Source organism: Actinomycetota bacterium, assembly GCA_035540895.1.
In the GTDB taxonomy this organism is placed as follows: Bacteria; Actinomycetota; JAICYB01; order JAICYB01; family JAICYB01; genus DATLFR01.
Genome location: DATLFR010000169.1, coordinates 1 through 3,695, shown reverse-complemented (window position 1 = coordinate 3,695; position 3,695 = coordinate 1). Strand labels below are relative to the sequence as shown.

Genomic DNA, 3,695 nt, shown 5'->3' with positions numbered 1-3,695 from the left:
CCCGCGGTGCTCAACGCCGCGAACGAGGAGGCGGTGGGTGCCTTCCTGGACGGCCGGATCGCGTTCACCGCGATAGCCGAGACCGTCGAGCGCGTGCTGGACCAGGCCGCGCAGGCCGAGGTCGGGGTGGGGGAGCAGGGGATCGAGCTGGCGGACGTCCTGCGGGCCGACGCCTGGGCCCGGCTCCGCGCCCGGGAACAGTAGGCACCGGCCGGGCGTTCGTACTACGGTTGTGCCGCCCGCCGACCCAGGAGGCCCCCCTTGTCGTTCGGATTGGGAGTCGCCGCGTTCGTGGTGCTCCTCCTGTTCGCGATCTTCTTCCACGAGCTCGGCCACTACCTGACCGCTCGCTGGTCGGGCATCAAGATCTCCCAGTTCTTCATCGGGTTCGGTCCGACACTGTGGTCGCGGCGGGGCGGCCGTCTCGAGGTGGTCGAGACGCCCGACGGCGAGCTCGTGGAGCGCCCCGAGACCGAGTACGGGATCAAGGCCCTCCCGCTGGGGGGGTACGTGAAGGTCCTGGGCATGTCCCCGTTCGAGGACGTCCCGCCAGAGGAGCACCCCCGGTCGTTCCAGGCCGTCTCCTACTGGAAGAGGGCGGTGGTCCTTCTCGCCGGGTCCGTCACCCACTTCATCACCGCATCCGTCGTCATCATGCTGATCCTCACCGTGGTCGGCCTGCCCGACCCGGACCGACCCACCCTCCGGGTCTCTTCGCTGGCCACCGAGCTCGAGGACGGCACCCAGGCACCCGCGTTCAAGGCGGGGATCGAACCGGGGGACCGGATCGTCGCGGTGGACGGCAACCGGTTCGAGGACTGGGACGCGATGCGCGACTACATCCGGGACCGTCCCGGACAGCGGCTCACCGTCACCGTGGTCCGCGGCGAGCGCGAGCTACAGCTCCCGATCACCCCGGCCCCGACCACTGAGGAGGGACGTGAGATCGGCGTCATCGGCGTCTCGCCTGAGTTCGAGAGCGCCCGGCTCGGACCCCTGGCCGCCGCCCGGCTCACCGGTCAGGTGCTGTGGCGGAGCCTGGGCCTGTTCGTCCAGGCGACCCCGCGTGCCCTCAGCCCGCGCAACCTGGGGCTCATCCCGGGAGCCGACCCGAGCCCGGAGGAGAGGCCGATCAGCATCTACGGTGCCGGCCGGATAGCCGCCGACCTCGCCGCCCGGGGCCGGATCGCGATGTTCATGGAGTTCTTCGCGAACATCAACATCTTCATCGGGCTGTTCAACCTCCTCCCCCTGCCTCCGCTGGACGGCGGACACCTGCTGCTCCTCGGGATAGAGAGGCTGAGGCGCAAGCCGCTCGGTCAGCGCGCCCTCGGGCGGGTCATGGCGGTCGGGTTCGCCCTGCTGCTCCTGGTCGGGGTGTCCCTATTGTTCCGGGACATCCTTTCTCCGGCCCAGCTCCCGTTCTAGCGGCAGGAACGGCGGGGTGCCCGGCGAAGTCCGGGACGATGAGATCGCACAGGGTCCGTTCGTTGCCGGTAGCCGTCTGCGTGATGGCCTGCCTCGCCCTCGGACTGCCGGCGGGCGCCCAGACGCAGCCGCCCGGCTTCGACCCGTCCACGTGTCTGCTCCCCGACCGGTTCGGGCCGATCTTCTACAACTTCGTCCCCGGACCGAGCCATGACCTGGCCCGCCCGGGCACGTACGTCGAGATCACCGTCGATGACATCCCCTGGTACGCGGGGGAGCCCGACTCCAACGCGAACTACATCAACCTGGTGGAGGTGCGGGTGGACGGCGGAGGCCCGATCGAGATGCAACCGGTGGACGGCCGGCACCGCCGCATCCGCAATCGCTACTCGGTGACCTTCGACCCGGCCCAGGTCACGGCGGGTCCCTACACGCTCACCTTCCGGTCCCGCGACGACTGCGGTCGTGTCGACACCCACGTCGAGGAGATCTTCGTCCTCGCCCCCGGGGTCGTCGCGACGTGCGCGCTGCCGGTCGACCGGCTCTGCTGAACCTTCACATCACACGCCCCGGCGCGGCGCGGACCCCGTGCTAGCGTGGCTCTCGATGACCCCCCAGCGACGCTCGACCAGGCAGATCCGCGTCGGTTCGGTGGCGATCGGGGGAAGCGCCCCGGTCTCGATCCAGTCGATGACGACGACGCGGACGCCGGACGCCCGGGCGACCTTCGACCAGGTGCTGGCCCTCGCGACGGCCGGCGCCGATATCGTCCGGGTCACCGTCCCCGACGACGAGTCGGCCGACGGGATAGCCCTCCTGCTGTGGCTGATGTCCTCGGCCGCGCGTCCGGTGCCGATCATCGCCGATATCCACTTCCGTCACGATCTTGCCCTCAAGGTGATCGAGTACGGGGTGGACGGACTCCGGCTCAACCCCGGCAACATCAAGGACCCCCGCCGCATCCGCGAGGTGGCCCGGGCGGCCCGCGAGCGCGGGATCCCCATACGGGTGGGAGCCAACGCCGGGTCACTGCACTCCGAGTTCCTGACGAAGCACGGGGGCCCCACCCCTGAGGCGCTGGTCGAGTCGGCGCTGTGGGAGGTCGCCCTCCTCGAGGAGGAGGGGTTCACCGACATGAAGATCTCGGTGAAGCACTCGGACGCGTACCAGATGATCCAGGCCTATCGCCTGCTGTCCGAGCGCACGGACCACCCACTGCACCTCGGGGTCACCGAGGCCGGCACCCAGTTCGCGGGCAGCATCAAGTCGGCCGTCGGCATCGGGACCCTGCTCGCCGAGGGGATCGGCGACACGATCCGGGTCTCGCTCGCCGCCGACCCGGTCGAGGAGGTGAAGACCGGCAAGGCCATCCTCTCCGCTCTGGGGCTGCGTCGAGAGGGAGCCGATATCGTCGCGTGCCCGACCTGCGGCCGGGTCGAGGGGGACGTCATCACGATCGCGACCCAGGTCGAGGAGGCGCTGGCCGGACTGAAGGCGCCCGTCCAGGTGGCCGTCATGGGGTGCCTCGTGAACGGTCCGGGCGAGGCGCGGGAGGCCGACGTGGGGCTGGCCCTCTCGAAGCACGGAGGCACCCTCTTCCGCAAGGGGGAGCGGGTCCGGGAGGTGGGTCCGGACGAGATGGTGGCCGCCCTGCTGGCGGAGGCCCACGCGATCGCCGCCGAGCTCGGGGAGACCGGGGAGCCGTCCGTCGTCACCCCCGTCGCGCGTGCGCCCGCCCCCCCGGACCGACGCCGACTCCCTGTCGCCGGCTCCCACTAGGCTCTGCCGATGGTGGACCCCATCGGCGAACTCATGCGACTCCCGGAAGGGTACGGGGCGCCGACCCGGACCCTCGAATGGGCGCACATCCGCCGCAAGCTCGAGACTGCCCCCGTCTACTGGGTGGCGAGCACGCGTCGGGACGGCCGCCCCCACCTTGTCCCACGCGACGGGGTGTGGCTCGACGAGGCGCTGTGGTACGGCGGAGGCGAGTCGACCGTCCATAACCGCAACGTCCGTCGTGACCCCCGCGTCGTCGCGTCGGTCGGGCAGGGGATGGAGGCGGTGATCGTGGAGGGGGAGACGCACCCGGCGCGGGCGGACGAGGAGACCGCCCGCCGGCTAGCTGTGCTGAGCGGGGACGTTGTCCCCGAGGCACTGGCTGAGTGTGTGCATGGGTGTGTGCCAGCCGAGCGCGCCGTGGGACCTGTGGTGATTGTAGAAGTGCAGGAACCGGCCATAGGCGACCCGGCGCTGTTGCTCGGACG

At 70.7% G+C, this 3,695-nt stretch carries 5 protein-coding genes; all 5 read left to right on the top strand.

Features of this window, described 5'->3' with window-relative positions; translation table 11 throughout:
• Positions 1–204, top strand: a 204-nt coding sequence (locus VM840_09775; protein HVL81867.1) for a 1-deoxy-D-xylulose-5-phosphate reductoisomerase, incomplete at its 5' end; no start/stop codon positions are given.
• Between the two features lie 57 nt (positions 205–261).
• Complete coding sequence (locus tag VM840_09770) at positions 262–1,428, top strand: site-2 protease family protein (GenBank protein ID HVL81866.1); 1,167 nt, start codon at positions 262–264, stop codon at positions 1,426–1,428.
• A 62-nt stretch (positions 1,429–1,490) separates the two neighbouring features.
• Positions 1,491–1,979, top strand: a complete 489-nt coding sequence (locus VM840_09765; GenBank protein HVL81865.1) for a hypothetical protein — start codon at positions 1,491–1,493, stop codon at positions 1,977–1,979.
• Positions 1,980–2,034: 55 nt separating this feature from the next.
• Positions 2,035–3,207: a flavodoxin-dependent (E)-4-hydroxy-3-methylbut-2-enyl-diphosphate synthase gene (ispG, locus tag VM840_09760; GenBank protein ID HVL81864.1), complete on the top strand. Its 1,173-nt coding sequence runs from the start codon at positions 2,035–2,037 to the stop codon at positions 3,205–3,207.
• Between the two features lie 9 nt (positions 3,208–3,216).
• A partial coding sequence (locus tag VM840_09755) for a pyridoxamine 5'-phosphate oxidase family protein (GenBank protein HVL81863.1) occupies positions 3,217–3,695 on the top strand: 479 nt, incomplete at its 3' end.

What these genes read in the sequence shown, in the direction of transcription:
- ispG (HVL81864.1), top strand. Translation starts at nt 2,035, where the DNA reads ATGACCCCCCAGCGACGCTCGACCAGGCAGATCCGCGTCGGTTCGGTG.